Consider the following 25683-nt stretch of genomic DNA (forward strand, 5'->3'; position numbering starts at 1 on the left):
TACTTTTTTTGAAGACAGATATTTTTTGTTAGCATATATATTTTTTTTTATCACTTTAGTTTTTTTTACTAATAATATTCATTATTCAGATTTATTAGTTCTTTTGTCATCTTCTATATCTAATTCTGGTTTAAACTTTTCCAGCAGTGATAGTAATAATTTTGTATTTATACTGATATCTGCTTCTTTTTTGGGAGGTTGTTTGATATCTTCTACATCAGGTTTTAAAGTTTCAAGGATATTAATAATATTTAATAAAATTTATTCTGAATTAATTAAGCTTTTAACACCTTCTGCAGTAGTAAATTCTACAATTTTTAAATCAAATGAAAAAATTAAGTCGAAAGATTTTTATTCATGTTCATTATTATTATTTTTTTATATTTTAATGTTTGTAATTTATTCTTTTATTTTGACATTAGAAAATATAAAGTTTGAAGATAGTTTTTTAACTGCCATTTTACTAACTTTTAATACGTTGCCTTCAAATATTTTTGTATCAGAAGACATAAATTTTACTAATTTTTCTAATTTAACAATAATTTTTACATGTATTATGCTCATATTATCTAAAGTCACCCCGTTAAGCATTATTGCATTAGTAAAATATAGATTTTTAAAATAAAAAATGTTTGAAGTTTTGATAAAATTTTATATTAAACTTTTAAGCGCCCTTAGCTCAGCTGGATAGAGCAACGGTTTTCTAAACCGTGGGTCCCGTGTTCGAGTCGCGGAGGGCGCGCCATGCAAATGTTTTATGTGTATCTTTTAATTAGTTTAGATGATTATAAACATACATATGTTGGTTACACAGATAATCTCAACAAAAGACTAAATCTTCATAATTGTGGCAAGGGTGCTAAATTTACTCGTGGCAGAAAATGGAAAGTTATTTACTCTAATAAATATAAGTCTAAGTCACAAGCTATGAAAGAAGAGATAAAACTAAAAAAAAATTACAGATTTAGAAAAAAGATAAAGCAAAAATTTATTTCAGCCAGTTAGGTGCCTTAAGACCCTTGCTTTCTAAAAATTTTTTATTATAAAGTTTTGATGCATACCTTGAGCCATAATCACATAATATTGTAACAATATTCTTGTTTGGACCAATTTTTTTGCCAAGTTCTATTGCACCAGCAACATTAATTCCAGAAGACGTTCCTAAGCTTAAACCTTCATTTTTAAGTAAGTCAAAAATAATATCCAGAGCATATTGATCGTTTATTTGAAACGCCTCATCTACCAAAGAATTCTTAAAATTTTCAGTTATCCTTGATGTACCAATACCTTCAGTTATTGAAGATCCTGCAGCTGATAACTCATTTTTTTTTACAAAATTAAATAAAGAGGATCCTAAAGGATCACTTAAAGCTGTTATTATATTTTGATTAAAATTTTTCAAACCTTCAGCAGTACCTGCTAATGTACCTCCTGTGCCAACCGAGCAAGTAAATGCATCTACTTTATTTTCAGTTTGTTTTAATATTTCTTGTGACGTAGTTTCTATATGAGCTAGTTTATTAATCGTGTTATCAAATTGATTTGCCCAATATACTTTTTTTGAATTTTTTTTAGACAGCTCATCTGCTATATTCTTTGAGTATTTTACATAATTTTTTGGATCCGAGTAGGGTACTGCATCTACCTCAATCAATTCTGCTCCTAAATTTCTAAGTGCATCTTTTTTTTCCTCTGACTGTGTATTTGGAATTACAATTTTTGTATTTATACCGTAGAAGTTTGCAACCATTGCTATACCAATTCCTGTATTACCAGCTGTTCCCTCAACAATGGTACCACCTTTTTCTAATTTATTATTTTTAAGTGCATCGTTAATAATATAAAGTGCTGCTCTGTCTTTGACAGATTGTCCAGGGTTTAAAAATTCAGCTTTTCCATAAATATTACACCCACTTATCTCAGAAGGTTTTTTTAAATAAATTAATGGTGTATTTCCAATAAGATCTATTACAGATTGATTTTTCATTAGTTGATTTTTTTTATATAAAATTGTGTAACATCCGTATGATCTAATGAAAAGCCTGTTTCACAGTAATCTAAATAATAATTCCATAGACGATTAAATTTGTCATCAAAACCTAAATTTTTAAGCTTTATCCAGGAATTATTAAAATTTTTTTTCCATTCCAAAAGTGTTTTTGAGTAATCATGTCCAAAAGAAATTTTATGATAAAGTTGAAATCCATTACTTTTAAAAAGTTTTGCTAAAATAGTTTTTGTTGGCAACATACCTCCGGGGAATATATATTTTTGTATAAAATCAACATTCCTTAAATATTTAGCAAAAGAATTTTCGTTTATTGTAATAATTTGTAAGCAAGCAGTACCCTTTGAATCTAAAATATTATTAAGTTTTTCAAAATACTTTTTCCAATATTTTTGCCCAACAGCTTCAAACATTTCAATTGAAACAACATTTGAATATTTATTATTAATTTCTCTGTAATCAGTAAAAAAAACATTGTGATTATTGTTATTTACAAAATCATATTGATTTTTACTTATTGTATATCCATCAATTTTGGTATTAGGATTATAATTTTTTAAATTGTTAATAAATCCACCCCAGCCACAACCAATTTCACATACTTTATCATCATGATTAATATTTAAATTTTCACATATAGAGTTATATTTTTGAATTTGCGCGTCTTTTAGTGTGATGTCTTTACCTTTAAATAAAGCAGAAGAGTAGGTCATTGTTTCGTCGAGCCACTCTTTATAAAAATCATTACCTAGATCGTAATGAAAACTAATATTTTTTTTTGCCTGTTTAATAGAATTGCTTTTAAAAATAAAATTTACCTGTTCTAGAATTTTGTTAAATAAAGTTGGTGTATAACGGTTTTTTTTAAGCTGTTGATTTTTTAATAAAATTTTGAGCAAAGAGTTTAAATTTGATGTTTCCCATTTATTTTCTATATAACCTTCTGCAAAACCTAAATCACCCCTAAGGACTAAATCTTTATATAAGGATTTGTCTTTTACAATGATATTAGATTCAAGATTACCTTGATTTCCTGAGTAAATTTTTTCTAAAATATCATCAAAATTAAATTTTACCTTTCCCCATAGAATTTTTTTAAACTCTTTATCAACTAAATTTTTAAATAATCTGCTCATGAAAAACTATTGGTATTAGTCACTGTTCTTTTTTTAAAATTAAATTTAGCTTTTTTTAACAATATTTTAATAGCTTGATAATGTATTAAAATAATAATTTTTTGAGCATAAAATAGTCTTTTTAAAGCAATATTTAACAAATTTTTGTCATTTAAATTATAATTTTTTAAAAACATCCCAGTTTTAAGAATTTCATTATTTTTATAAGCGTCGATTAATATTTTAATTTTTTTTTTATGAATATTTAATTTAAAAAAATATTTCAAATCCACTTTTAAAAAAGGTGAAACATAAAGTTTTTTATTTATATAATGTGTTATATTTTTATTATTTCGTATTTTTTTAAAATACATATGTTTTTCTCCATGGGTGTTTCTTACTTCGTATATTACAAATTCAATTTTTTTTTTGTAAACGACAAAATAAATTGAAATTGGATTAAATATATATCCTAAAAATTTTGGAGATGTTAATAGGTAAATATTGTAATCTTTATTTTTCTTGTATTTCTTATTTATCATTTTTATTAAAAATTCGTAAAGTTTTTGGTCATAGTTGCCATAATCTCTCAAATTAATACTGAAAATATTAAATTTATTAATCGATAAAAACTTAAGGTTTTTAAGTTTATTAATTTTTTTTAGATCAAAAATAACTGAGCAAATATTGTAAGAGAAATAATTTTTAAATGGTTTTATTCTTGAATGAAAAACTTTATTGTCACAAACATAATTACCTAACATTAATCAAATTATAGACATTTATTGCAGAATTTAAACCATCTTCATGAAAACCATATCCCAACCAAGCTCCCGTGAACCAAATATTATTTTGACCCTGAGCTTTTTCAGAAAGTTCTGATATTGTTTTTTTTGATTTTAAAAAAATAGGATGCGAATATTCAATTTTTTTAATTATTTTTTCTTGGTTAATTTCATTTGAATTTAAGGTAACAAAGATATTTGTTTTGCATCTTAAATTTTGTAATAAATTCATCCAATACGTTAGAACTAATTGCTTTTTTTGATATTTGAAATTCCATGAACTCCAATTGTTTTTATTTTTAGGCATTATTGATTCATCGGTATGAATTATAATTTTATTTTTCTGATAATTTACTGAAGATAATAATTGATTTTGTTCAAAAGTTTTATTTTTTAATAATTGAAATGTTTCATCAGAGTGTGATGATAAAATCAAATAATCGTATTTATATTCATTATTATTTTCTGTTTTTATAATTTTTTTCTCTTGGTCTATAATTGTTACTTTGTTATTTTTTATAATATTAAAATTTGTTTTTTCTAATATTTTTTTTATATAAGTATTACTTCCATTTTTAATAGTGAACCAAATTGGTCTTTTAGCTAAAATATTATGCAGTCCATGGTTTTTAAAAAAATCTAAAATAAAACAAGCTTTATAGTTTTCTATTTGATTTAAATCTGATGACCATATTGAAGAACACATAGGAAAAAAATATAATTCTATAAATTCTTTTGAAAATTTATTATTTTTTAAAAAACTATATAATGATATTTTCTCATCAGCCAATTTAGCTTCACATATCTTGGAAAACCTGATTATGTCTTTTAAGACTTTTAAATATTTTAAAGAAAAAATGTTTTTAATATCTAGTATAGTTCTTATATTTTTTCCCGCCCATTCATAGCCTATGTCTTCTTTTACTACAGAGAAAGACATATCACTCTTTTGATATTCAACATTAAGTTCTTCGAGCAACTTAATGAGATTTGGGTAGTTTTTGTTATTTAAAACAATGAAACCGCTATCGTAATGAATATTCTCTTTTTTATAATAATGCGTATGAGTATGCCCACCAATATAATCATTTTTTTCAATCAGAGTTATTTCAAAATTATTTCTAAGCAAGTAGGCAGAGGCTAACCCAGAAATACCTGTTCCGACTATTGCTAATTTTTTCATTTTTTTGTGACTTCAAATGCTTTTAATGCCGCTTCTCTCGCCATCTTATGATCAACGATTGGCTCAAAATAATCTTTTATTAAATTGAAATTAATAAGTTTTGCCTGTTCCTCTGGTAATTCCCAAGGTTTATGAATAAATTTTTTTGGAACTTTTTGTAAATTAGGTATCCAGTATTTCACAAATTCTCCATTTGGATCAAATTTTTCTCCCTGGGTTATAGGATTAAAAATTCTAAAATATGGAGCTGCATCAGCTCCACAGCCCGCTATCCATTGCCAACCTGAAACATTATTGGCTGTATCATAGTCCAAAAGTGTATCTTTGAAATATTTTTCACCTTCGGTCCAATTAATTCTCAAATGTTTTACTAAAAATGAACCAACAACCATTCTAAGTCTATTGTGCATCCAGCCAGTTTCATATAGTTGCTTCATAGCAGCATCAACTATTGGATATCCAGTATTTCCTTTTTTCCATTTATCTAAAAATTTTTTATTTTCAGACCAGGGAAATTTATCAAAGTTTTTTCTTAAATTTTTTTTTAACATTATAGGAAAATGATTTATCAAATGATAAGCAAATTCTCTCCAACCAATTTCATTTAAAAATTTTGTAACTCCAATTTTTTTATTTTTTATCTTTGTACATTCGTCATATATTTTTTTAGGAGAAATTTCTCCAAAAGCTAAATGAGGCGATAGTTTAGAGGTACCTTCTATTGATGGAAAATCTCTATTTTTATTATAGAAATTTATTTTTTCAGAATTGAAACTCTTAATTTTCTTTAATGCTATATCTTCACCAGGAAACCAATATTTCTCAAATTTTTCATACCATTTTTTTTTTGGCAATATGGTTTCAATTTTAGCTTGATTATTATTTTTTAACGATTTTTTTGATTTTATCAGATTTTTTTTGTATTTATAATTTTTAAGATAAATCATTTCAGCATTTTTCCAAAATGGAGTGAAAACTTGAAAGGGAGTATTATCTTTTTTTCTGCATTGATCTGGATTTTGTAACAAATTTGAAGAAAATATCTTATGTTTAATATTATTTTTTTCTAATAGTTTTATAATATTATTTTCAATAGCTATCTCTTCAGGTGAAAATATTTTATTCCAACAAACTTCAGTAATTTTTTTATTTTTAATTATTTTTTCTAAAAAACTATACTCTAAATCGTTTTCAACAATAAATTTAACCCCAATTTCACTTAATTTTTTATCAAAAATTTTAAGCGTTTTATAAAGCCACCATTTTTGAGCTGATCTAAATTTATATTTTTCTTTATCATATGAAAAAAAGACAAAATCATTGTTTTCACTTGATAAAAAATAAGACAATGCTTCATTATCATTAAGTCTAAAATCATTTCTAAGCCAATAAATAAGCATAATTTTCAAAAAAAAACTGTTAAATCAGTAACAAAATCAAGGAATTTTTTACATCTTTTTTATCTTTTTTTTGTTGCCTTGAATATCAAAAAGGTATTTAACATATTTTTAAAGGGAGACATTAGTGAGCGCACAATTAAATCAACATTTAGGTAAAAAATTAAGATTAAGAAGAACTTCACTAGGATTAACTCAAACTCAAGTAGCAAAAGCAATAAACGTTACATTTCAGCAAATACAAAAATATGAAAAAGGAACAAATGGAGTTAGTTCCGCAAGGTTATTGCAATTATCTAGCTTTTTAAAAGTACCTATAAAGTATTTTTTTGAAGATTATCAAGATTTTACATCTTCGAATGAGGAGAATTCTTCTTCTAAAGATGTAAATTATAGTTTTCTATTAAGGATTTTTAGTGATTTGGAGCCACAGCAAAAAGAAAAACTTCTTGAAGTGCTTGGTGAACATAAGAATATCAAGAAAGCTATTTAGTCTGGCTCCCCGGGCCGGACTCGAACCAGCGACAAAGCGGTTAACAGCCGCTTGCTCTACCAACTGAGCTACCGGGGATCAATAATCGGATTAATATATTATTTTTAATCCAAAACAATATTTTTTTTGGAGGCCACGCCCAGAATCGAACTGGGATACAAGGATTTGCAATCCTCTGCGTAACCATTCCGCCACGTGGCCAATTTTTTGAAATTGTTATTTAAAAGGAGATATATATAAACTCCAATATAATTCAATAAAATGTCTAGTTTTGGTTCATACAATCATAAAAATATTGAGGATAGAATTTATAAGTATTGGGAAAAAAACAAGTGTTTTAAACCAAAAAAAAACAAATCAAAAAAAACATATTCTATTGTAATCCCACCACCAAATGTAACAGGTAGCTTACATATGGGTCATGCATTGAACAATTCAATTCAAGATCTTTTAATAAGATTTAATAGAAACAAAGGTATAGAAACACTGTGGCAGCCAGGAACTGACCATGCGGGTATTGCTACACAATTGGTTGTTGAAAAGCAATTAGCTGAAAAAGGCATATCTAGGAATGATTTAGGAAGAGAAGAGTTTTTAAAAAAAGTTTGGCAATGGAAAGAGAAATCAGGAAACACAATTACATCACAGCTTAAAAAACTTGGATCCTCATGTGATTGGTCAAAAGACCGCTTCACAATGGATGAAGGATTATCTAAAGCTGTATTAAAGGTTTTTGTTGATCTGTATAATAAAAAACTAATTTATAAAGATCTGAAGCTCACCAATTGGGATATAAAATTAAAAACAGCAATATCAGATCTTGAAGTTATACAAAAAGAAACTTCAGGAAAACTTTATTATATTAATTATAAATTTAAAAATTCTGAAAAAACTATTACAATTGCAACTACGAGACCAGAAACAATGTTTGGGGATACCGCAATTGCAGTACACCCTAAAGATGAAAGATATAAAGATTTAATTGGTGAAGAAATCATTATTCCTATTTCGAAAAGAATTATTAAAATTATTAAAGACGAGTATGCAGACCCTAATCAGGGTTCTGGTGCAGTAAAAATAACTCCCGCACATGATTTTAATGATTATCAAGTTGGAACAAGAAATAAGTTAGAATTTATTAATATTTTAAACAAAGACGGAACATTGAACGAGAATGCTCCAAAAGCTTATGTGGGTCTAGATAGGCTTGATGCGAGAAAAAAACTTATTCAAGAGTTAGAAGAATTAAACATTTTAGATAAAATTGAAAATATCAAACATACGGTTCCCTATGGTGATAGAAGTAATACTATTATTGAACCTTTGCTTACTGAACAGTGGTTTGTAGATGCAAAAAAACTTACAAAAGATGCAATAAAAAAAGTTAAAAAAAAAGAAACAAGTTTTTTTCCAGATAATTGGAAAAAAACATATTTTCAATGGATGGAAAATATTGAGCCATGGTGCATCTCTCGTCAACTGTGGTGGGGCCATCAAATTCCAGCATGGTATACACCTGATGGTCAAATTATAGTTGCCAATGATCTTAAAGAAGCTCACAAAATTTGTAAAAAAAAATATAAAAAAATTTTAGATCTCAAGCGTGATAAAGATGTTCTTGATACATGGTTTTCTTCTGCATTATGGCCGTTCGCTACGTTGGGTTGGCCCAACAAAACTTATGAGTTAAAAAGATTTTATAAAACTTCCGTATTAGTTACTGGCTTTGATATTATTTTTTTCTGGGTAGCTAGAATGATGATGATGGGATTACATTTTATGAAGGAAGTTCCATTTGAAAAAGTTTATGTTCATGCCCTAGTTAGAGATGAGAAGGGACAAAAGATGTCTAAATCAAAAGGTAATGTAATTGATCCATTAACTATAATAGATGAATTTGGAGCAGATGCTTTACGATTTACTTTAATATCCATGTCTTCTCCTGGTAGGGACGTTAAACTCTCAATTGATAGAGTAAAAGGGTACAGAAATTTTCTTACAAAAATTTGGAATACATTTAATTATTGTTCTATGAATAATGTTTTTAATATTAAAAAAAGTAAAATTAAAAATATAAAAAACCCAGCTAATCAATGGATTCTTTTCACATTAAATGAAAATAAAATTAAAATAAAAAAACTTATTGAAAATTTTAGATTTGATGAAGCGGCAAAGGAGCTTTATTTGTATATATGGAATTACTTTTGTGATTGGTATATCGAATTTTCAAAACCTTTATTAAATTCAAAAGATAAAAATTTAATTTTTGAGACAAAAAATGTATTAAATTATGTTCAGAAAGAGAATTTACTTCTTCTACATTCGTTTATTCCATTTGTAACTGAAGAACTTTGGCATTTGTCAGGTTTTAAAAAAACTGAAAAAAATGACTTAATAAACCATCATTTTACAAAAGATTTAAAAAGTAAATCATCAAAAGATGTAAAAGATGTTTTGTTTATTATTAATTTTATTAATGATCTAAGGTCATTTAAATCAAAGATGCAAGTTGCACCAGGAAGTTTAGTAAGAGTTGGAATTCAATTTTTAGATAATAACCAAAAAAAAATAATAAAAAAAAATGAAAGTATTTTGTGCAAGATAGGTAGAATTTCTACACTTAATACTAATGATGGCGACAAAGGTAACATAAAAACATTATTGGCTGGTAAGCAATTTGTTATAAATTTTGGAGATGAGATTGATATAGATAATCAAATAAATATTTTGGAAAAAAAACTAGACTCTATACAAAAACAAATATCTTCAGGTGAAAATAAATTAAATAATGATAATTTTGTAAAAAAAGCGCCTAAAGAAATTGTTAAACAGGAAAAAAATCTTTTAGATACAAATAAAAAAGAATATATAACACTCCAAGAAATATTAAAAAGTTTAAAATGAAATTTGATAAATCTAAATTACCAAGCAGACATACAACGGTAGGACCAGATAGAGCTCCTCATAGATCTTTTTATTATGCCATGGATCTAACTCAAGAAGATGTGGCTAAACCATTTGTTGGTGTCGTATCAACATGGAATGAGGCCGCTCCGTGCAACATTGCCTTAATGAGGCAAGCGCAAAGTGTAAAAAAAGGTGTTCACGATAATCATGGAACGCCAAGAGAGTTTTGCACAATCACTGTTACAGATGGAATTGCTATGGGTCACGAAGGAATGAAATCCTCTCTAATTTCTAGAGAAATAATTGCTGACTCTACTGAGTTAACAGTGCGAGGTCATTGTTACGATGCATTAGTTGGTTTAGCTGGCTGTGATAAATCTTTACCAGGTCTAATGATGGCTATGTGCAGATTAAATATTCCAAGTGTTTTTATGTATGGTGGGTCAATATTGCCTGGAAAATTTAAAGGTAAAGACGTTACAGTCTTAGACGTTTTTGAAGGTGTTGGTATGCATGAAGCAGGAAAGATGTCAGACAAAGAACTTGAGGAACTTGAACTTGTTGCTTGCCCATCAGCTGGTGCCTGCGGAGGGCAATTCACCGCAAATACAATGGCATGTGTGTCTGAAGCTATTGGCTTAGCATTGCCATATTCATCTGGAACACCAGCTCCATATGAGGAACGTGATAAATATGCAATTGAAAGTGGTAAACAGGTGATGGAATTATTAAAGAAAAAAATTAGGCCAAGAGATATTGTTACTATTGAAGCTTTAAAAAATGCTGCAGTTGTAGTTGCGGCAACTGGCGGATCAACAAATGCAGCACTCCATTTACCTGCAATAGCAAATGAATGTGGTTTAAAATTTGATATAATGGATGTTGCCGAAATTTTCAAAAAAACACCTTACCTTGCAGACTTAAAACCAGGTGGAAAATACGTTGCTAAAGATTTATTTGAAGCAGGTGGTGTACCATTGCTTCTCAAAACATTGTTGGATGGAGGATACTTAAATGGTGATTGTTTAACAGTCACTGGAAAAACAATGAAAGAAAACTTGAAAGATGTAAAATTTAATGATGATCAAGATGTTGTTAGACATCATTCAAATCCAATAACACCAACTGGTGGTGTAGTTGGTTTAAAAGGAAATTTAGCAGAGGGAGGTGCCATTGTTAAGGTGGCAGGAATGAAAACATTGTTGTTTAAAGGCAAGGCTAAATGTTTTGATTGTGAAGAAGATGCTTTTAAAGCGGTTAAAGAAAAAAAATATAACGAAGGCGACGTAATTGTAATTAGATATGAAGGACCCAAAGGCGGACCAGGCATGAGAGAGATGCTTTCAACAACAGCTGCAATATATGGACAAGGCATGGGCGAGAATGTTGCGCTAATTACAGATGGGAGATTTTCTGGCGCAACAAGAGGTTTTTGTATTGGACACGTTTCTCCCGAAGCACACGTTGGTGGAATGATTGGGTTATTAAAAGATGGAGATGAAATTGAAATTGATGCAGAGAAAGGTACAATTAATGTTAATTTGAGTAATGATGAAATCAATAACAGAAAATCAAATTGGAAACCTAGAGAATTAAATTTTGGAAGTGGAACTTTATGGAAATATGCTCAAAGTGTTGGTGATGCAACAAATGGAGCTGTTACACATCCAGGTGGTTCACAGGAAAAAAAATCTTACGCAGATATATAATGAAAGTTTTGCCAGTCATAATATGTGGTGGTGCTGGTACAAGGCTTTTTAAAGAGAACAGAGATAATTTACCAAAGCAATTTATAGATTTTGGTGGTTGGACAATGTTTCAAAAAACATTGGATAGAATTAATTCAAAACTTTTTTTACCACCAATTATAAGCACAAATATTAAATATTTAAACTTGGTCAAAAAACATTTAAAAAAAAATAAAATAACTGATTATAAAATTATTTTAGAACCAAGTAAAAAAAATACAGCACCTGCAATTCTTTCTCCTTGCTTGTTACCCGAAATAGCTTCTAATCAAATTATTTTATTTTTACCATCTGATCAGTTAATCGAGGAAAAAAATAAATTTAATCAAGAAATTAAAAAAAATTTAAATAAAATTTTTTATAAAGATATTTTTGTTTTTGGTATAAAACCGAAAGAGCCTTCGGATCAATTTGGCTATTTTTTTAGAAAAAAAAACTCAATAAATGTAAGTAAGTTTACAGAAAAACCTTCAATTAAGATCGCTAAAAATATAATTAAAAAAGGCGGTTTATGGAATGCTGGTATTTTCATGTCTACAAAGGAAAATATTATTTATCACTTTATGAATGAGCAAAATAAACTTTTTAAAAATTGTTTACTATCCGTTCAAAATTCAAATAAAAAATCAAATAGTATTTTCTTAGAGAGTCATTCATATAACAAGATCAAACCTATTTCTTTTGATTGCGCAATTCTTGAAAAAATTAGTAATATAAAATCAATTAGATTGAATATAAATTGGTCTGATCTTGGAAGTTGGAAATCTTTATTAAATTTTTACAATATTAATAAGAAAAAATACTTTACAAAAACTAATCTCTTTAGAAGACCCTGGGGTACCTATAGAAATTTATTTAAGGGTAAAAACTTTTTAATTAAAGAGTTAATAGTCAATAGCAAGGGATGTTTAAGTTTACAAAAGCATAGACACCGAGAAGAGCATTGGTATGTCACTGAAGGATATCCAGAAATTACTCTAGATAAAAAAATTTTAAAACCCAAATTAAAAGACTTAGTTCATATACCTAAAGGTTCTATTCATAGAATACATAACAAACTTAAAAAACCAGTCAAAATCATCGAGGCTCAAATTGGTAAAATATTAAAAGAAACCGATATTATACGTATTGAAGATGTTTATGGACGTATTAAAAATTAATTCGTATAGGTGAATGATCAGAAGGCTTATTTAGGCCTCGTGTAAATTTATCTATTTCAACATTTTTAATTTTGGCACAAATGCTATCAGTTATTAAGAAGTGATCAATTCTCAACCCTTTATTTCTTTGCCATGAACCCTGAGTATAATCCCAGAAAGTGTACTGTTTATCCTCGGTATTAAATAATCTAAAACTATCTTTGAAACCAAGGTTTAGTATCTTCCGGAATTCTTTTCTAATTTCCAACCTATACAAAGCATCATTTTCCCAATCTTCTGGATTTCCTACATCATTTGAATTTGGAATTATATTAAAATCACCACCGATAATGATTCCATCGTAATTATCAATTTCTTTTTTTATAAAGTTAATAAAATTATTTAACCACTTAAGTTTATAAGGGTATTTGTCTGTGTTTACGGGATTGCCATTAGGTAGATAAATACAGATTAATTTGACTAATTTTCCTGCTATTTTTATATCAGCGGCTATTAATCTAGACTGTTCATTCGGGTCTTTAAAACTTTTATCAATATTTAAGAGTTTTTTTTTAGAAATTATCGCAACTCCGTTATAAGATTTTTGTCCAAATACATAACAATTATAATTTTTTTTTTCAAAAAAATCATTTGGAAACTTATCATCTTCACATTTAATTTCTTGAAACATTATTATATCTGGATCAATTTTGTCTAAATATTTTTCAATATTTTCTGTTCTTATTCTTACAGAATTAATATTCCAACTTGAAATAATCATAGTGAAAACGATATGCCACATCCACAAGATGCTTTGGCATCAGGGTTTATGACCCTGAATGAGTTGCTCATTAAATTTTGTTCATAGTCTAATTTCGAGTTTTTTAAAAAATTATGACTTGTATCGTCAATTACAACTTGTTGGATTTGCAAGTCTTTATCATTAGTCTTGTTATCTATAGTAAAGTTATATTTAAACCCTGAGCAACCGCCACCTTCTACTGATATCCTAAAAAAAGATCCTTTTGGCTCTTTTTCAAGCAGTTTTGCTATTTGTTTTTTTGCATTTTCTGTTATTTCAAATGTAGTCATCATTTTATTTTTATAAATGAATAATAAATATATTTACTCTAATTTGGCATCATTTGCATCAAAAGATGATAATTTTCTAGGAAGAAAATATCCATGTTCGCCAACTTTATACAGAGGCGAATTTCAAAGAGATCGAGACAGGGTAATACATTCTAATTCATTTAGAAGACTAAAATTTAAAACACAAGTTTTTGTTTATTATGAAGGTGACCATTTTAGAACTAGGCTTACACATTCTCTAGAAGTTTCTCAAATAGCTAGATCTATCGCGCGTGCTTTAAATTTAAATGAGGATCTTTGTGAAGTAATAAGCTTAGCTCATGATCTTGGTCATACGCCATTTGGGCATGCTGGAGAATTAGCATTATCAAACTGCATGGATAACGATTGTTTTGATCATAATATCCAATCATTACGTATACTCATTTTATTGGAGGATACTTATAAAGAGCATAAAGGATTAAATTTATCTATTAATTGTTTAGATGGATTACTCAAACATAATGGGCCAATAACAAACCAAGAATTGTTTAGTAATCAACTGCCTGAAATTTTCAATTATAATTTAAATTTTAAATCTTTAGGTAGTTTAGAAGCACAAATAAGCGCTTTAGCAGATGATATTGCATATAATTGTCATGACATAGATGACGGTTTGAGAGCAAATTTATTTAGTATAGATAATTTACTTGATTTAAATTTTATCAATGAACTTTTTGAAAATAATAAAAATATTCAAAAGAATGAAATTGTCAGAAATTTATTAAATAATCTTGCTACGGACTTAATAGAAAATTCAATGAATAAAATTCAAATAAACAAATTAAAAACAATAGATGATGTGTATAATGCTAAGGAAACAATTATTAATTTTTCAGATAAAGTGCAACAAGGTTTAAACGAAATAAGGAATTTTTTGAAAGTAAAAATGTATAATCATAAATCTGTTAAAAAGTGGAACTCTAAGTCAGAAATGGTTATTGAATTTTTATTTGATTATTTTAAAAAAAACTATGATAAATTACCAAATTCAAATTCGTTATATAGCAAAGATAGAAATATAGCAGATTATATTTCTGGAATGACCGATAAATTTGCTCTGAATATTTATGAAAACATAAATTAATTATGAATATTTTTGATTATTATAAAAATTTATTCTTAAAAATCATAAAAGATATTCCAACTGATAAATTAATAATAAAAAAAATTACTGTAGAGATGCCAAAGCAAAAGGTATTCGGGGATATTTCTTTTAATGCACCATTAATTTTAGCATCTTCGTTAAAAAAACAACCTATGCAATTAGCCAATGAAATTAAAGAATTAATACAAGCTGCTAATAACGATTTTGAAAAGATAGAAGTAGCAAAACCTGGGTTTATAAATTTTACATTTAAAAAAGAAATTTTTTTAAAATTTATAAAAATAATTGATAAAAATTATGGAAAACCAGTCTCTATTAAATCAAATAAAATTAATATTGAGTTTGTATCCGCAAACCCAACTGGTCCTCTGCATGTTGGGCATTGTAGGGGTGCAATTTTTGGCGATGTATTAAGTAATTTTTTAAAGTTTTACGGTCACGATGTAGTAAAAGAATATTATATTAATGATTATGGCAATCAAATCTATCTATTTGTAAAATCTGTTTATTTTAGAGCAATAGAGCTACAAAAGGGTATAACTTTTCCAGAAGATCAAGGCTTGTACCCTGGTGAATATATAATTGATATTGCCAACGATGTTTTAAAAAAAATTAAAAATGAAAATCTATCTAGTTTTGATGAAAGTATATCAAAATTAACACCTTACGCGATTAAGTCTGCATTAGATATAATTAAAAAAGATCTAGATTTAATGGGTATCGTTCATGACAATTTTGTATCAGAGAGTGATATTGTTAATAGGGATATCTTAAGTGAAGCTATTGATAAATTAAAAAACAAAGGAGACGTATATACCGGGGTATTACCTAAGCCAAAAGGTGATGCTGAAGATTGGGAACCTAGAGAGCAATTATTATTCAAATCTTCAAAGTATGGAGATGATGTTGATAGAGCATTACAAAAATCAGATAATACCTGGACATATTTTGCCAATGACGTAGCTTATCATTATGACAAGCTCAAACGTAACTTTGATCATTACATAAATATACTTGGCGCTGATCATGCGGGTTATGTGAAAAGATTATCTTCAGCGGTGAATGCGTTAAATAATAATAAAACATTTTCAATTAAACTTAGCCAAATTGTTAAACTTTATAAATCAGGTAAGCCATTTAGAATGTCAAAAAGAGCAGGTGATTTTATTTTAGCAAAAGATTTAATTGATGCAGTAGGTAAAGATTCTGCAAGATTTATGATGGTTTATAGGAGTTCAAATTCTCAATTGGATTTTGATTTTGATTTAGTAACCGATACATCTAAAGATAACCCAATATTTTATGTACAATACGCATGTGCAAGGATCAATTCTTTATTTGATAAATCAAATTTTGATATTGAAAAACCTATTATTGATGCAAAATTAGAAAATTTAAAACATGAAACTGAATTCAATCTTATAAAAAAAATTGTAGAATGGCCTAAAATAGTAAATTTGTGTTATCAAAATTTAGAAGTTCATTACATTCCTTACTATTTATACGAACTTTCTTCTGAGTTTCATACTTATTGGAATGCCGGAAAAGAAAATGAGGATTTAAAAATAATTGGACATTCTGATAAACAGCTAATTAACTCTAGACTGTATTTGCTGCAAAAATTGTATTTAGTTTTAACTATAGGTTTAAATATTTTAGACGTTAAAGTTTTAAAAAAAATGTAATGAAGTATTTGAAAGTAATAAATTTAATAATATTTATTTTATTCTTTTTTTTTATAATTAATTTCTATTTTTCAGAAAATTTTTTACAAATAAAAAATAAGAATAGAAAAAATTTTTCAATTTATTTAGATAATGAAATTAATAAAATCAAGGTAATTAATACCAAAAAAGATTTTAAAGAATTTCAAGATAATTCAAATTATTTCAAAAAAAATACAGAGGAGAAAAAATTTTGGCAGCTTTTAAAAACAAAATAATACCTGTTATTTTTGGACTTCATGGTCAATTTTTAAATAATGATGAGATTAAATTAATTAAAAATAATAAAATTTATGGTTTTATAATTTTTGAAAGAAATATTTTAAACCTAGCGCAATTAAAAAAACTTATTAAACATATTAAGTCTATTGCTCCAAATGATCCACTGATAATGATTGATCATGAAGGTGGACGAGTAAACCGTTTTAATAAAATATTTTCTCAAAAAAAATATACTGCCGAGTATTTCGGTAAACTTTATTTAACTGATAGAAAAAATTTTTATAAAGAAACGTCATATTTCATAGATTTTAATGTTGGCATTTTTAAATTTCTTGGCATAGACACAGTTGCTTATCCTGTTGCTGATTTAAAATATAAAAAAACACATAAAGTCATTGGAGATAGGTCTTTTTCTAACAACCCTAAAATTGTTAACAAATTATGTGAATATTTTATTGAGAAGTACCAAGATAAGGGAATTAATTGCATTGCAAAGCATGCGCCTGGACATGGTTTAGCAGTTGTTGATAGCCACTTTAAACTTCCGATCGTAGAAGAAAATAAAGAAAATCTATTCAAAAAAGATTTTTTATGTTTCAAAAACCTGCGTTCAAAATTCATAATGATAGCTCATATAAAATATATTTTTTTAGATTTTAAAATAGCAACTTACTCATCGAAAATTTTAACTTTAATCAGAGAAAAAATTAATTTTAAGGGCTTAGTAATGACAGATGATATTTGCATGAAAGCTTTAAAAGAAAATCTTAAAACAAAAGTTACTCAACCTTTGCTTGCAGGTTGTGATATTATTTTACATTGTAATGGTAATATTAATGAAATGAAAAAAATAATAGGTATTCTAAAAAAATGGATGAGTCAAAAAATATAAACACTTTGGAGGATAATGATCCTAAAACTTCGCATGTAAAAAATACTTTAGAGTTGAGTATAGATAATTATGAGGGACCATTAGAATTATTACTTGATTTAGCTAAAACTCAAAAAGTAGACTTAATGCAAATTTCAATTGTTCAATTGGTAGACCAATATATTTCATATGTTGATAAAATTAAAAAAAATTTAGAAATAGCAGCTGATTTTTTGGTAATGGCTTCATGGTTAGCTTATTTGAAATCTAGGTTATTATTGCCAGAAGATGATGATGAGGAATTTTCAGCTTCTAAAATGGCAGAAAAACTTAAACTTCAATTAAGAAAATTAGAAATGATAAGATTGCTTTCAGACCAGCTCATGACAAAAAAACAAATGGGGGTTGATATTTTTTTTAGAGGAATAAAGGAAGGCATTAGGGCAAAGAGTACGCCAAAATATTCTGTATCTTTATATGAATTAATTAAATCTTATGCTGATTTTAAAAGGAGAAAAAACTTTTCTTCTATTAATATTACAAAGTTAAAAACATATACTATGGAGGAGGCAATTAAAAAAATTACATCAATGTTCTCTAAATTAAAAGATTGGTGTGAATTAAAAGATATTGTGCCACAAGTATTTAAAGCAAAAAAAAATCTAAGAAAGACAGGATTTGCCGGATCTTTTGTTGCTGGCTTAGAGCTTGTAAGAGAAGGTGATTTATTAATAAAACAAGAAAAACTATTTGATAAAATATTTTATAAGGTGAAAAATGAAAAAGAATGAAAAAAATTTAATTGAAGCTATATTATTTTCTGCAAGCGAACCATTAGATGTTGGTACAATTAAATCTAAAGTAAAATCAGGAACAGATGTACTAAAAATTCTTTATGAATTACAAAAAGATTATGAAGATAGAGGTATTAGATTGGTTAATTTAGCAGATAAATGGTCATTTAGGACTTCCGAAGATCTTTCTGGAAAATTAAAAAAAGAAATAATTATTCAAAAAAAATTGTCAAAGGCTGCTATAGAAACTCTTGCTATAATTGCTTATCATCAACCTGTTACAAGATCTGAAATCGAAGAGATTAGAGGTGTATCATTTAGCACCGGAACATTGGAGATATTGTTTGAATTGGGCTGGGTAAAGCCCAATGGTAGAAAGGAAATACCAGGCAAACCATTATTATATGTAACAACAGATAAGTTCTTAAATCACTTTAATATTAATAGCCTAGATGACCTACCAAACTCAGATGAACTTTTGGCGGCAGGCCTAATTGATAGTAGGGTAGATAGCTCAATTTTTGGTACTTCAAAATTTATTGAAAGCGATCAAAACGAAAACAAAGAAAATATATATTCTAATATCGATGATATGATTTCTGATACGCTGGAAGAAGATAAATAACTTCTTGTATTTACTTTTTTAATTAACTATAATTAACATTATGAGCATTGGATTTTGGCAAATAGCAATCGTTGTAGCGTTAGTCGTATTATTATTTGGAAGAGGAAAAATATCTGAATTAATGGGAGATGTTGCTAAGGGCATCAAGAGTTTTAAGAAGGGGATGTCTGACGATCCTGAAAATAAATCTATTTCTAATAACGATAACAATAAATCAGAAAGTTAATACATGCCTCAGATAGGTTGGTCTGAGCTTTTGGTGATAATAGTACTAGCTGTACTTATAATTGGTCCTAAGGATTTACCTGTTGTTGTAAAAAAAATCACTTCATCAATAAAGAAAATAAAATCATACGTATCTAATATTCAAGAAGATATTGAAAATTCTGTAGATTTAGAAACTGAAATTGAAAAAGATAAGAAAAATAAAAATAAATCATAAAATTTATGACGGAAAAAAAGTCTACAGTAAGCGAGCATTTAATAGAGTTACGCAGTAGGCTCCTCAAATCAATAATTTTTTTAATAATTACATTTATTGTTTGTTATATTTTTTCTGACAAAATTTATAACTTCTTGGTAGATCCATACGCTCAAGCGGTCAAAGATGACGGTAATAATCGTAGATTGATTTTTACAGCTTTACATGAAACGTTTTTAACATATTTAAAACTTGCTTTTTTTGCTGCATTCTTTTTTTCATGCCCTTTAATTTTAATGCAAATATGGAAATTTGTTGCTCCAGGACTTTATAAAGATGAAAAATTAGCTTTACTACCATTTTTAATTGCAACACCTGTTCTATTTTTGCTCGGAGGTATGCTTGTGTATTATTTGATTATGCCATTAGCAATAAAGTTTTTTTTATCTTTTGAAACAGCGGCTATAAACGGATCGCTACCAATTCAGTTAGAAGCAAAAGTTAATGAATATTTATCTTTAGTGATGCGCTTAATCTTAGCTTTTGGAATCAGTTTTCAATTACCTGTTTTTTTAACTCTCTTGGCAAAAGTAGGTTTTATTACTTCTGAATATTTGAAAACTCGAAGAAAATACGTTGTTATTATTATATTTAGTATGGCTGCAATTTTAACACCACCAGATCCTATAACTCAAATAGGTTTAGCTTTGCCTTTACTGCTTCTATATGAGATATCTATTTTTACAGTAAAATTTGTCGAAAAAAAATAATGTTAAATATTAAAGACATAAGATCAAATCCAGAAAATTTTATTCAGAATCTTAAAAAAAGAAATATTGATGACCCAAAAAAAATTATAAACAATATTTTAGAATTAGATAAAACTTATAGAAATTTTTTAGAACAAAAAGAAAAGTTGTTAAACGAAAGAAATACAATTTCTAAGGAATTGGGAAAAAACAAAGATGATCAAAAAAAATTTAGTGAACTGAGTAATAAAGTTTCAATGATAAAAGAAGAAATATTTAAATTAGATAAAATTACTGAAGAAAAGATCTTGTCTATAAATGAAATCTTAATGTCATTGCCAAACTTGCCATATGAAGATGTGCCAGTGGGAGCTGATGATAAGCAAAATGTTGAGATAAGAAAAGAAGGAGAATGCAAAGTTAGTGATAAAATTATGTCACATGATGAAATTGGAGAAAAGATTAAAAAAATTGATTTTGAAACAGCAGTGAAGATATCAGGTTCAAGATTTGTCATTTTGAAAGAAAATCTAGCAAAATTAGAACGGGCATTAATCAATTTTATGCTGGATGTTCATACTGAGGAAAATGGATATACAGAATATAGCGTTCCTGTAATTGTTAATGAAAAATCAATGTATGGAACTGGTCAATTGCCTAAATTTAAAGAAGATCAATTTCAATTGAATAATAATCAATGGCTTATCCCAACGAGCGAAGTTAGTTTAACCAATATGGTTTCTGAAAGCATAATTGAATATGAAAAATTACCTTTTAGATTTGTAAGTGCAACCCAATGTTTTAGAGCAGAAGCAGGTGCTGCCGGTAAAGATACTAAGGGAATGATTAGACAACATCAGTTTACTAAGGTTGAGATGGTATCTATCATTCAACCAGAATTTAGATTTAAAGAACTCGAGAGAATGGTTGAGTGTGCTGAAAAAATATTAAAAAAGTTAAAACTTCCATATAGAGTGATGCTTTTATCATCAGGAGATATGGGATTTAGTGCTGAAAAAACTTATGACCTTGAGGTCTGGTTGCCGTCGCAAAATAAATATAGGGAAATTTCAAGTTGCTCATCTTGTGGTACTTTTCAAGCAAATAGAATGAGGGCAAGGTATAAAACGTTAGATAAAAAAAATAATTTAGTAGCTACTTTAAATGGGTCTGGTTTGGCAGTTGGTAGAACAATTGTTGCAATTTTAGAAAATTATCAAAATACTGATGGATCAATTTCTGTTCCGGAATGTTTAAAAAAATATATGGGCAATGTTGAGACTTTATAATGGCGGAGAGGGTGGGATTCGAACCCACGAATGAGTTGCCCCATTGCCGGTTTTCAAGACCGGTGCTTTCAACCGCTCAGCCACCTCTCCGAAAAAACGACTTATAAATTAACCATATAAAATTACAACAAATGACTCGGCCTTTTTGCTATGATAATATTAATTATGCGTCAGTTGTATTTGATTCTCTCCTTATTATTAATTTTCTCATCTATATCTAAATCAGATGAAAAATTTAGCACATGGTTAGAAAATTATAAAAAATACGCAATTAACCAGGGTGTTTCTAAAAAAACCGTAAATGAAGCTTTTAAGAATACAAAACTTTTAAAAAGAATTATTACATACGATAGAAATCAACCAGAATTTATCGAAAAAACAGATGTATACGTTGCAAAAAGAGTAAATAAACAAAAAGTAATTTATGCAAAAAAATTAATTAATAATAATAAAAAGCTTTTAGATAAGGTTGAAAAAAAATATAAAATTCCAAAAAACTATTTAGTAGCATTGTGGGGCGTAGAAACAGTTTTTGGTAAACATAAAGGTAAAGTTGATATAATCTCAGCTTTGGCAACTTTGAGTTTTGATAAAAGAAGATCTAAATATTTTTCCAATGAACTTATAATTCTTTTAAAGTTGATAGATAGGCAGGTCGTAAACATATCAGATTTAAAAGGATCCTGGGCTGGCGCACACGGTAATTTTCAATTTATGCCTTCATCAATTAAAAATTATGCAATTGATTATAATCGAGATGGTAAAATTGACCTCTACACTTCTTTAGAAGATTCTTTTGCTTCAGCAGCAAATTATTTAAAAAAAATTGGATGGGATAAAAATCCTTGGGGATTAAAAGTGAAACTGACAAAAGAAATTAATAAAAAACATTTTACATTTGACGCTAGAAAACTTTCTGATTCAAAAAAAATTAAAGATTGGATTAAAATGGGTGTTATATTGCCGGATAACTATAAAATTAATTTAAATACAAAAGCAAAATTAGTAAAACCGGATGGGGAAATTTCTGATGTATATATGGTTTTTAATAATTATGAAAAAATTCTCAATTGGAATAGATCACTTAGATTTGCAATAACCATTGGTATTTTTTCTGATTACTTGAAAGATGCATAAAAGAATTTTATTAATATTTTTTTTTTTCATAATTTCATGTTCCAATAAATATCAAGTGTATGAAAAAACTGGTTTTGCAGATGTATCCAAAAATAACAAAATAATTTCACACTTACAAAAAGATAGTCTGATCAAAATTACAAACAAAAATAATAAAATTAGCAAAGTTTATAAAGTAGACGAACAATTAAAATCAACTGATTCAAGGATTATTTATTTGCCAGAAATTGTATATGATGAAATTAGCTTGGATAGAGAATTTCCACTTGTTCTTGTGCAATCCATGAGAGAGAATAAGTCATTTATTGCAAAAAAAGCAAAAACTTTTGATGAAGAAAAAAAAATTAATAAAAAAGTTAAGATAGAAACCATAGAAGTTTTGAAAATTGATAATGAAAAAGTTATAACAAAAAAAATTTTTTTAGATTTTGGTCCATTTTATTACAAAACTTACTCTGAAACATTATTTAGGTTATTAAGTTTGAATATTAAAAATAAAAAATTAATCTTTAAGGATTATGCTCCTAAAAATCATATTATTTCGATTGGTCCATTAAAAAACTTAACGGAATATGATAATATATATTTAAAATTAGGAAAAATTGGTTTAATCGGTTTTAATATAAGAGTTCAATGATAAAAAAAATTTTCATAATTTGTTTTTTATTTATATCTGCAAAATCAATAGCTTTAGAAACAAGTGCAAAACAGGCTTATCTAGTTGATGTTTTATCTGGGGAGGTTTTATTTGAAAAAAATAAAGAACAAAAAATATCTCCAGCTTCGATAACAAAAATTATGACAGCAATTGTTGCCTTTGATTTAATCAAAAAAGGAGATTTGAAATTAGAAGAAAAGTTTAAAGTATCAAAAAATGCTTGGAGAATGTCTTCAAAAGGATTTTCTTCAATGTTTATTATGCCCAATGACAGAGTTAGCGTTGAAAATTTATTAAAAGGAATAATCATAGTATCTGGTAACGATGCCTGTATCGCTTTAGCAGAGGGAATTGCGGGAACGGAAGAAGAGTTTGTAAATATGATGAACAGTATGGCTGAACAAATTGGTCTAACAAATACTAGATTTGCAAATTCATCAGGTATTTACGATGGTAATAATTATTCTACAGTTGAAGATATTGCTAAAATGTCAATTTATTTAATAAATAATTTTCCAAATTTGTATAAGTATTATTCTGAAAAAAAATTTACTTGGGACAGAACTGGTGGGGCACCTATTACGCAAGGAAATAGAAATCCAATATTATATAAAGATATGGGTGGTGATGGTATAAAAACTGGTTACTTAAATAATTCTGGATACTCATTAGCCGCGACAATAAAAAAAAATGACAGAAGAATCTTAAGTGTTGTAAGTGGAACAAATTCTAAAAATGCCAGATCAAGAGAAACAGTCAAATTACTTAGTTATGCTGAAAACAGATTTGATTTATTAAAAATTAATAAAATAGATAAAAACTATAATATTAAAACTTGGAATTTAAAACAAAAAAATGTGCAATTAGAACTAAAGAATAATATTTATTTAACAATACCAAAAAGAAAAAAAAACAAATTAAAAATCGAAATTGATCATGAAAAAGATACACTTTCTACAGAAATAAAAAAAGGTTCTCCGGTATCTAAATTAAATATTTATTATGATAATAATTTAATAAAATCAGAAACTCTCTATTCCTCTGTAAACACTGAGAAAGAAAATTTCTTTGTTAGATTTTTAAATTCCATAAGTCTTTTAATATGGGGATAGAAAAGGGTAATTTAATTACTTTTGAGGGTATCGAAGGTAGCGGAAAATCAACTCAACTTAACGAAGTATATAAATTTTTAAAAAAAAGAAAAATCAAGTGTATTAAAACTAGAGAGCCAGGTGGAACAAAGTTAGCAGAAAAAATAAGAAAATTAATAATCAAAGATTTAAAAAATAATGAAGATAATTTAACAGAACTATTGTTACTTTTTGCAGCAAGATCTAATCATTTTTTAAAAATTAAAAAACTTATAAAAAAAGGGTATTTAGTTCTATGTGATAGATATGTAGACTCTACATATGCCTATCAACATTACGAACAAGGACAAGATATTAAATTAATAAATTTTTTGCAAAACTTGATAAGTAAAAAAAGTTTTCCAAAAATTACATTCTTTATAGATATTCCAGTAAAGATTTCAAAATTAAGGGTAAAGGGCAGGGGTAGGTTAGATAGATTTGATCAATATGGAGAAAAAAAACTCAATAAATTAAGAAAAAGTTTTATAAATTTAACAAAAAAACACAATAGAATAATCAAGATTGATGGTACAAAAAATAAAAAAGATATCACAATACAAATTGTTAATTATTTAATTAAAAAAAATGTCATTAAAAATTTCAAATAAAGTTATTGGTTTTGAGCATGAGCTAAAACTTTTCAAAAATCTTTTTGATATCAAAAAACTACCACAAACATTTATGATACAAGGGCTCGATGGTATTGGTAAATATACGTTTTGTCTTAATCTCGTATCTTCGCTATTAAAAAAAAAAGTTATAAATATTGAAGATGAATTAATTTCAGATAAAAATGTTTTAATCTTAAAAAACTTAAGTTCTGAGCAGGCAGTTAAAATTGATGATATTAGAAATGTAATAAATTTTTGCCAGCTAAAATCATTTGATAATCTACCAAAATTTATAATAATAAAAAATTCTCAATTTTTGAATGTCAATTCGGTAAATGCATTATTAAAACTTATAGAACAGCCTAATGAAAATATATATTTTATGTTTACGTCTAGTTTAATTGATCAAAATATAGAAACATTAATGTCTAGATG

General features: G+C 27.2%; 27 protein-coding genes, 4 tRNA genes and 1 pseudogene. 22 read left to right on the plus strand and 10 right to left on the minus strand.

Going from position 1 to position 25683, the window contains the following annotated elements; translation table 11 throughout:
* From ACTTAT_RS06170 to ACTTAT_RS06180, 3 genes are all read left to right on the plus strand, one after another.
* A partial coding sequence (locus tag ACTTAT_RS06170; protein ID WP_440680166.1) for a hypothetical protein occupies nt 1-625 on the plus strand: 625 nt, incomplete at its 5' end.
* A gap of 43 nt (nt 626-668) precedes the next feature.
* Nucleotides 669-745, plus strand: a tRNA-Arg gene (locus ACTTAT_RS06175).
* The gene (locus ACTTAT_RS06180; RefSeq protein ID WP_440680167.1) at nt 745-1005 is read left to right on the plus strand and encodes a GIY-YIG nuclease family protein; all 261 of its coding nucleotides are present in this window, start codon (nt 745-747) and stop codon (nt 1003-1005) included. The genes ACTTAT_RS06175 and ACTTAT_RS06180 overlap by 1 nt, the downstream gene beginning before the upstream one ends.
* Here ACTTAT_RS06180 and ACTTAT_RS06185 read toward each other — a convergent pair.
* The 5 genes from ACTTAT_RS06185 to ACTTAT_RS06205 are packed head-to-tail and all read right to left on the minus strand — an operon-like array spanning nt 989 to nt 6491.
* Nucleotides 989-1987: a cysteine synthase A gene (locus ACTTAT_RS06185; RefSeq protein ID WP_440680168.1), complete on the minus strand. Its 999-nt coding sequence runs from the start codon at nt 1985-1987 to the stop codon at nt 989-991. The genes ACTTAT_RS06180 and ACTTAT_RS06185 overlap by 17 nt on opposite strands.
* Entirely contained in the window at nt 1987-3144 is a 1158-nt protein-coding gene (locus tag ACTTAT_RS06190; RefSeq protein WP_440680169.1) for a class I SAM-dependent methyltransferase, read from the minus strand. The genes ACTTAT_RS06185 and ACTTAT_RS06190 overlap by 1 nt, the downstream gene beginning before the upstream one ends.
* The gene (locus ACTTAT_RS06195; protein ID WP_440680170.1) at nt 3141-3887 is read right to left on the minus strand and encodes a DUF1365 family protein; all 747 of its coding nucleotides are present in this window, start codon (nt 3885-3887) and stop codon (nt 3141-3143) included. Before ACTTAT_RS06195 ends, ACTTAT_RS06190 begins: the two co-directional genes overlap by 4 nt.
* Nucleotides 3877-5091 carry an NAD(P)/FAD-dependent oxidoreductase gene (locus tag ACTTAT_RS06200; RefSeq protein WP_440680172.1) on the minus strand — a complete coding sequence of 405 codons (1215 nt, stop codon included), beginning with the start codon at nt 5089-5091 and terminating at the stop codon, nt 3877-3879. The genes ACTTAT_RS06195 and ACTTAT_RS06200 overlap by 11 nt, the downstream gene beginning before the upstream one ends.
* Nucleotides 5088-6491 (minus strand): cryptochrome/photolyase family protein, encoded by a 1404-nt coding sequence (locus ACTTAT_RS06205; RefSeq protein WP_440680173.1) that lies wholly within the window; start codon nt 6489-6491, stop codon nt 5088-5090. The genes ACTTAT_RS06200 and ACTTAT_RS06205 overlap by 4 nt, the downstream gene beginning before the upstream one ends.
* Before the next feature lie 124 nt (nt 6492-6615).
* Here ACTTAT_RS06205 and ACTTAT_RS06210 point away from each other — a divergent pair, with 124 nt between their 5' ends.
* The gene (locus ACTTAT_RS06210) at nt 6616-6981 is read left to right on the plus strand and encodes a helix-turn-helix domain-containing protein (protein ID WP_440680174.1); all 366 of its coding nucleotides are present in this window, start codon (nt 6616-6618) and stop codon (nt 6979-6981) included.
* Nucleotides 6982-6983: 2 nt separating this feature from the next.
* Here ACTTAT_RS06210 and ACTTAT_RS06215 read toward each other — a convergent pair.
* Together ACTTAT_RS06215 and ACTTAT_RS06220 are read right to left on the minus strand one after the other, a co-directional pair.
* Nucleotides 6984-7059 (minus strand) — tRNA-Asn (locus tag ACTTAT_RS06215).
* A gap of 49 nt (nt 7060-7108) precedes the next feature.
* Nucleotides 7109-7182 (minus strand) — tRNA-Cys (locus tag ACTTAT_RS06220).
* Nucleotides 7183-7242: 60 nt separating this feature from the next.
* Here ACTTAT_RS06220 and ACTTAT_RS06225 point away from each other — a divergent pair.
* The 3 genes from ACTTAT_RS06225 to ACTTAT_RS06235 are packed head-to-tail and all read left to right on the plus strand — an operon-like array spanning nt 7243 to nt 12796.
* Nucleotides 7243-9885, plus strand: a complete 2643-nt coding sequence (locus ACTTAT_RS06225; protein WP_440680175.1) for a valine--tRNA ligase — start codon at nt 7243-7245, stop codon at nt 9883-9885.
* Nucleotides 9882-11597 carry a dihydroxy-acid dehydratase gene (gene ilvD, locus ACTTAT_RS06230; RefSeq protein ID WP_440680177.1) on the plus strand — a complete coding sequence of 572 codons (1716 nt, stop codon included), beginning with the start codon at nt 9882-9884 and terminating at the stop codon, nt 11595-11597. The genes ACTTAT_RS06225 and ilvD overlap by 4 nt, the downstream gene beginning before the upstream one ends.
* Nucleotides 11597-12796 carry a sugar phosphate nucleotidyltransferase gene (locus ACTTAT_RS06235; protein ID WP_440680179.1) on the plus strand — a complete coding sequence of 400 codons (1200 nt, stop codon included), beginning with the start codon at nt 11597-11599 and terminating at the stop codon, nt 12794-12796. The genes ilvD and ACTTAT_RS06235 overlap by 1 nt, the downstream gene beginning before the upstream one ends.
* On the opposite strand, the gene xth is transcribed toward ACTTAT_RS06235, so the two are convergent.
* The gene (gene xth / locus ACTTAT_RS06240) at nt 12786-13556 is read right to left on the minus strand and encodes an exodeoxyribonuclease III (protein ID WP_440680181.1); all 771 of its coding nucleotides are present in this window, start codon (nt 13554-13556) and stop codon (nt 12786-12788) included. The genes ACTTAT_RS06235 and xth overlap by 11 nt on opposite strands.
* On the minus strand, nt 13553-13870 hold the full coding sequence (locus tag ACTTAT_RS06245; RefSeq protein ID WP_440680182.1) for a HesB/IscA family protein: 318 nt from the start codon (nt 13868-13870) through the stop codon (nt 13553-13555). The genes xth and ACTTAT_RS06245 overlap by 4 nt, the downstream gene beginning before the upstream one ends.
* Nucleotides 13871-13883: 13 nt before the next feature.
* On the opposite strand from ACTTAT_RS06245, the gene dgt reads away from it, so the two are divergent.
* From dgt to serS, 10 genes are read left to right on the plus strand one after another with little or no spacing between them, the layout of a single operon-like run.
* Nucleotides 13884-14993, plus strand: a complete 1110-nt coding sequence (dgt, locus tag ACTTAT_RS06250; RefSeq protein ID WP_440680183.1) for a dGTP triphosphohydrolase — start codon at nt 13884-13886, stop codon at nt 14991-14993.
* A 2-nt stretch (nt 14994-14995) separates the two neighbouring features.
* Complete coding sequence (gene argS, locus ACTTAT_RS06255; RefSeq protein ID WP_440680184.1) at nt 14996-16699, plus strand: arginine--tRNA ligase; 1704 nt, start codon at nt 14996-14998, stop codon at nt 16697-16699.
* A complete protein-coding gene (locus tag ACTTAT_RS06260; RefSeq protein WP_440680185.1) occupies nt 16699-16956 on the plus strand; it encodes a hypothetical protein in 258 nt (85 codons plus the stop codon). The genes argS and ACTTAT_RS06260 overlap by 1 nt, the downstream gene beginning before the upstream one ends.
* The gene (locus ACTTAT_RS06265) at nt 16932-17852 is read left to right on the plus strand and encodes a glycoside hydrolase family 3 N-terminal domain-containing protein (protein ID WP_440680186.1); all 921 of its coding nucleotides are present in this window, start codon (nt 16932-16934) and stop codon (nt 17850-17852) included. The genes ACTTAT_RS06260 and ACTTAT_RS06265 overlap by 25 nt, the downstream gene beginning before the upstream one ends.
* Complete coding sequence (locus ACTTAT_RS06270) at nt 17831-18622, plus strand: segregation and condensation protein A (protein WP_440680187.1); 792 nt, start codon at nt 17831-17833, stop codon at nt 18620-18622. The genes ACTTAT_RS06265 and ACTTAT_RS06270 overlap by 22 nt, the downstream gene beginning before the upstream one ends.
* The gene (scpB, locus tag ACTTAT_RS06275; protein ID WP_440680188.1) at nt 18609-19250 is read left to right on the plus strand and encodes an SMC-Scp complex subunit ScpB; all 642 of its coding nucleotides are present in this window, start codon (nt 18609-18611) and stop codon (nt 19248-19250) included. Before ACTTAT_RS06270 ends, scpB begins: the two co-directional genes overlap by 14 nt.
* A 40-nt stretch (nt 19251-19290) precedes the next feature.
* Nucleotides 19291-19476, plus strand: coding sequence for a twin-arginine translocase TatA/TatE family subunit (locus ACTTAT_RS06280; protein WP_009360236.1), 186 nt, complete (start codon nt 19291-19293; stop codon nt 19474-19476).
* Between the two features lie 3 nt (nt 19477-19479).
* Nucleotides 19480-19692, plus strand: coding sequence for a Sec-independent protein translocase protein TatB (tatB, locus tag ACTTAT_RS06285; protein WP_009360235.1), 213 nt, complete (start codon nt 19480-19482; stop codon nt 19690-19692).
* 5 nt (nt 19693-19697) lie between these two features.
* Nucleotides 19698-20441: a twin-arginine translocase subunit TatC gene (tatC, locus tag ACTTAT_RS06290; RefSeq protein WP_440680189.1), complete on the plus strand. Its 744-nt coding sequence runs from the start codon at nt 19698-19700 to the stop codon at nt 20439-20441.
* Entirely contained in the window at nt 20441-21709 is a 1269-nt protein-coding gene (gene serS / locus ACTTAT_RS06295) for a serine--tRNA ligase (RefSeq protein WP_440680190.1), read from the plus strand. The genes tatC and serS overlap by 1 nt, the downstream gene beginning before the upstream one ends.
* Here the strand turns inward: serS and ACTTAT_RS06300 are convergent.
* Nucleotides 21710-21799 (minus strand) — tRNA-Ser (locus tag ACTTAT_RS06300).
* A 90-nt stretch (nt 21800-21889) separates the two neighbouring features.
* Here ACTTAT_RS06300 and ACTTAT_RS06305 point away from each other — a divergent pair.
* The 5 genes and pseudogenes from ACTTAT_RS06305 to ACTTAT_RS06325 form a co-directional block, all read left to right on the plus strand.
* Nucleotides 21890-22846 carry a lytic murein transglycosylase gene (locus tag ACTTAT_RS06305; RefSeq protein WP_440680191.1) on the plus strand — a complete coding sequence of 319 codons (957 nt, stop codon included), beginning with the start codon at nt 21890-21892 and terminating at the stop codon, nt 22844-22846.
* The gene (locus ACTTAT_RS06310) at nt 22839-23483 is read left to right on the plus strand and encodes a hypothetical protein (protein ID WP_440680192.1); all 645 of its coding nucleotides are present in this window, start codon (nt 22839-22841) and stop codon (nt 23481-23483) included. Before ACTTAT_RS06305 ends, ACTTAT_RS06310 begins: the two co-directional genes overlap by 8 nt.
* Entirely contained in the window at nt 23480-24616 is a 1137-nt protein-coding gene (locus ACTTAT_RS06315) for a D-alanyl-D-alanine carboxypeptidase family protein (protein WP_440680193.1), read from the plus strand. Before ACTTAT_RS06310 ends, ACTTAT_RS06315 begins: the two co-directional genes overlap by 4 nt.
* The gene (tmk, locus tag ACTTAT_RS06320; RefSeq protein ID WP_440680195.1) at nt 24607-25245 is read left to right on the plus strand and encodes a dTMP kinase; all 639 of its coding nucleotides are present in this window, start codon (nt 24607-24609) and stop codon (nt 25243-25245) included. The genes ACTTAT_RS06315 and tmk overlap by 10 nt, the downstream gene beginning before the upstream one ends.
* Nucleotides 25223-25683: pseudogene (locus ACTTAT_RS06325) on the plus strand (hypothetical protein); the annotation flags it as partial. The gene tmk and the pseudogene ACTTAT_RS06325, both read left to right, overlap by 23 nt.

The organism is Candidatus Pelagibacter sp. HIMB1517, from assembly GCF_052047895.1.
Classification (GTDB): Bacteria; Pseudomonadota; Alphaproteobacteria; order Pelagibacterales; family Pelagibacteraceae; genus HIMB114.

Bases quoted from the DNA above. Each gene is read 5' to 3' on its own strand.
- ACTTAT_RS06180 (WP_440680167.1), top strand. From the start codon at position 745: ATGCAAATGTTTTATGTGTATCTTTTAATTAGTTTAGATGATTATAAA.
- ACTTAT_RS06185 (WP_440680168.1), bottom strand. From the start codon at position 1,987: ATGAAAAATCAATCTGTAATAGATCTTATTGGAAATACACCATTAATT.
- ACTTAT_RS06190 (WP_440680169.1), bottom strand. From the start codon at position 3,144: ATGAGCAGATTATTTAAAAATTTAGTTGATAAAGAGTTTAAAAAAATT.
- ACTTAT_RS06195 (WP_440680170.1), bottom strand. From the start codon at position 3,887: ATGTTAGGTAATTATGTTTGTGACAATAAAGTTTTTCATTCAAGAATA.
- ACTTAT_RS06200 (WP_440680172.1), bottom strand. From the start codon at position 5,091: ATGAAAAAATTAGCAATAGTCGGAACAGGTATTTCTGGGTTAGCCTCT.
- ACTTAT_RS06205 (WP_440680173.1), bottom strand. From the start codon at position 6,491: ATGCTTATTTATTGGCTTAGAAATGATTTTAGACTTAATGATAATGAA.
- ACTTAT_RS06225 (WP_440680175.1), top strand. From the start codon at position 7,243: ATGTCTAGTTTTGGTTCATACAATCATAAAAATATTGAGGATAGAATT.
- ilvD (WP_440680177.1), top strand. From the start codon at position 9,882: ATGAAATTTGATAAATCTAAATTACCAAGCAGACATACAACGGTAGGA.
- ACTTAT_RS06235 (WP_440680179.1), top strand. From the start codon at position 11,597: ATGAAAGTTTTGCCAGTCATAATATGTGGTGGTGCTGGTACAAGGCTT.
- xth (WP_440680181.1), bottom strand. From the start codon at position 13,556: ATGATTATTTCAAGTTGGAATATTAATTCTGTAAGAATAAGAACAGAA.
- ACTTAT_RS06245 (WP_440680182.1), bottom strand. From the start codon at position 13,870: ATGATGACTACATTTGAAATAACAGAAAATGCAAAAAAACAAATAGCA.
- dgt (WP_440680183.1), top strand. From the start codon at position 13,884: ATGAATAATAAATATATTTACTCTAATTTGGCATCATTTGCATCAAAA.
- argS (WP_440680184.1), top strand. From the start codon at position 14,996: ATGAATATTTTTGATTATTATAAAAATTTATTCTTAAAAATCATAAAA.
- ACTTAT_RS06260 (WP_440680185.1), top strand. From the start codon at position 16,699: ATGAAGTATTTGAAAGTAATAAATTTAATAATATTTATTTTATTCTTT.
- ACTTAT_RS06270 (WP_440680187.1), top strand. From the start codon at position 17,831: ATGGATGAGTCAAAAAATATAAACACTTTGGAGGATAATGATCCTAAA.
- scpB (WP_440680188.1), top strand. From the start codon at position 18,609: ATGAAAAAGAATGAAAAAAATTTAATTGAAGCTATATTATTTTCTGCA.
- ACTTAT_RS06280 (WP_009360236.1), top strand. From the start codon at position 19,291: ATGAGCATTGGATTTTGGCAAATAGCAATCGTTGTAGCGTTAGTCGTA.
- tatB (WP_009360235.1), top strand. From the start codon at position 19,480: ATGCCTCAGATAGGTTGGTCTGAGCTTTTGGTGATAATAGTACTAGCT.
- tatC (WP_440680189.1), top strand. From the start codon at position 19,698: ATGACGGAAAAAAAGTCTACAGTAAGCGAGCATTTAATAGAGTTACGC.
- serS (WP_440680190.1), top strand. From the start codon at position 20,441: ATGTTAAATATTAAAGACATAAGATCAAATCCAGAAAATTTTATTCAG.
- ACTTAT_RS06310 (WP_440680192.1), top strand. From the start codon at position 22,839: ATGCATAAAAGAATTTTATTAATATTTTTTTTTTTCATAATTTCATGT.
- ACTTAT_RS06315 (WP_440680193.1), top strand. From the start codon at position 23,480: ATGATAAAAAAAATTTTCATAATTTGTTTTTTATTTATATCTGCAAAA.
- tmk (WP_440680195.1), top strand. From the start codon at position 24,607: ATGGGGATAGAAAAGGGTAATTTAATTACTTTTGAGGGTATCGAAGGT.